This window comes from Curvibacter delicatus NBRC 14919 (genome assembly GCF_001592265.1).
GTDB classification, from domain to species: domain Bacteria; phylum Pseudomonadota; class Gammaproteobacteria; order Burkholderiales; family Burkholderiaceae_C; genus Hylemonella; species Hylemonella delicata.
This window is the reverse complement of the sequence record NZ_BCWP01000088.1, coordinates 1-1,879: the sequence shown is the minus strand read 5'-3', so window position 1 is coordinate 1,879 and position 1,879 is coordinate 1. Positions and strand designations below refer to the sequence as shown.

The following is a 1,879-nucleotide window of genomic DNA, read 5'->3' as shown; positions in this document are numbered from 1 at the left end:
TGCGTGTCGCTACGCCACCCCCCTTGCAGGGGGCAACGCCAGTGGCCCGGCGAAGCCGGTTCCACGGCGTTTCCCTGCTGGGCCTCTGCTCGCGGCTTAAGCAACAACAACTGAGACCAACTTGACAAACGATTCTGGAGTCACCATGAGTTCCAAGATTTCCCTCACCCGCTACCTAGTCGAGCAGCAGCGCATTGACGGCCACATCCCGTCCGAGCTGCGCCTGCTGCTGGAAGTGGTGGCCCGCGCCTGCAAAAGCATCAGCCAGGCGGTCAACAAGGGCGCCCTGGGCGGCGTGCTGGGCACGGCCGGTAGCGAGAACGTGCAGGGCGAAGTGCAGAAAAAACTCGACATCATCGCCAACGAGGTGCTGATCGAGGCCAACGAATGGGGCGGCCACCTGGCAGCCATGGCCTCGGAAGAGATGGACAGCATCTACGTCGTGCCCAACCGCTACCCCAAGGGCGAATACCTGCTGCTGTTCGATCCTCTCGACGGCTCCAGCAACATCGACGTCAACGTCAGCATCGGCACCATCTTCTCGGTGCTCAAGAAAGGCAACGACGATCCCACAACCGCCGAGCCGGTCTGCGAGCAGGATTTCCTGCAAAAGGGCAGCCAGCAAGTGGCCGCCGGCTACTGCGTCTACGGCCCGCAGACCACGCTGGTGCTGACCGTGGGCGACGGCGTGGCCATGTTCACGCTCGACCGCGAGCAGGGCTCCTTCGTGCTGACCCAGGAACACGTCAAGATTCCGGAAGACACCAAGGAATTTGCCATCAACATGAGCAATATGCGCCACTGGGACGAGCCTGTGAAGCGCTACATCGACGAGTGTCTGCAGGGCAAGGAAGGCCCGCGCGGCAAGGACTTCAACATGCGCTGGATCGCCTCCATGGTGGCCGACGTGCACCGCATCCTGACCCGCGGCGGCGTCTTCATGTACCCCTGGGACAAGCGCGAGCCCAACAAACCCGGCAAGTTGCGCCTGATGTACGAGGCCAACCCGATGAGCTGGCTGGTCGAGCAGGCCGGCGGCGCCGCCACCAACGGCCGCCAGCGCATCCTCGATCTCCAGCCCGGCCATCTGCACGAACGCGTGAGCGTGATCCTGGGTTCCAAAAATGAGGTGGAGCGCGTCACCTCGTACCACACCAAGGTATAATTTCGGCTTCGCCGGTGTAGCTCAGTCGGTAGAGCAGCTCATTCGTAATGAGAAGGTCGGGTGTTCGATTCATCTCTCCGGCACCACTTAGAAACCCCGCAGGCTGTCATGGTCTGCGGGGTTTTTTCGTAGCTAGCGTGTAACCAGCCCAATTATGCTGGAACGATCAACGAATATTTCTGCAATATGAAATACCCAAGGCGAGCTACTGAATTCACTTTTCCTGTTTGGCGACGACCATACGCTCATAATCTTCCAGCCATCTTCGCAGCCCATCTTCGATATCGATAGATACATCCATCAAACGATCTAGCTCAGAGTCCTCATCCGGAAGTGCGGGATCCGTCGCAGTCATACGGCGTCGCAACAAACCCGCAACTAGACTGCGAAATTTGTTGATTTTCATACGTAGTTCGCGGTCAACGAACAACCCTGCAGCATCCAGCTTATTGCCGTACTCTGTCAGACGATCCAAGAATGCTCCGTGCGCTTGAAGATACTGCTTCCTAGCAGCGTCGTCTGAACCTACATCTACCGTTAGGTGAACGGAAAAGTCTGTATCAAAACCAAGGTGAGCGTCAATCAATGCCGCGTATGCATTGAATCGCCTGTCAGCAACTTTTAATGCAATTGACTTGCGAACATCCTGCTCAGCTTTTGCCCTCTCAGTCTCCGCAATGAGGCTGACCTTATAAGTTTCCAACTCCCTCTGGG

General features: G+C 57.7%; 2 protein-coding genes and 1 tRNA gene. 2 read left to right on the top strand and 1 reads right to left on the bottom strand.

What is annotated here, in order from left to right:
- The first annotated feature begins 145 nt into the window (after nt 1–145).
- Both CDE01S_RS17915 and CDE01S_RS17910 read left to right on the top strand, forming a co-directional pair.
- Complete coding sequence (locus tag CDE01S_RS17915) at nt 146–1,165, top strand: class 1 fructose-bisphosphatase (protein WP_066710913.1); 1,020 nt, start codon at nt 146–148, stop codon at nt 1,163–1,165.
- A gap of 10 nt (nt 1,166–1,175) precedes the next feature.
- Nucleotides 1,176–1,251: transfer RNA gene (locus tag CDE01S_RS17910), tRNA-Thr, on the top strand.
- 128 nt (nt 1,252–1,379) lie between these two features.
- Here CDE01S_RS17910 and CDE01S_RS17905 read toward each other — a convergent pair.
- Nucleotides 1,380–1,879, bottom strand: a 500-nt coding sequence (locus CDE01S_RS17905; RefSeq protein WP_218016551.1) for a hypothetical protein, incomplete at its 5' end; no start/stop codon positions are given.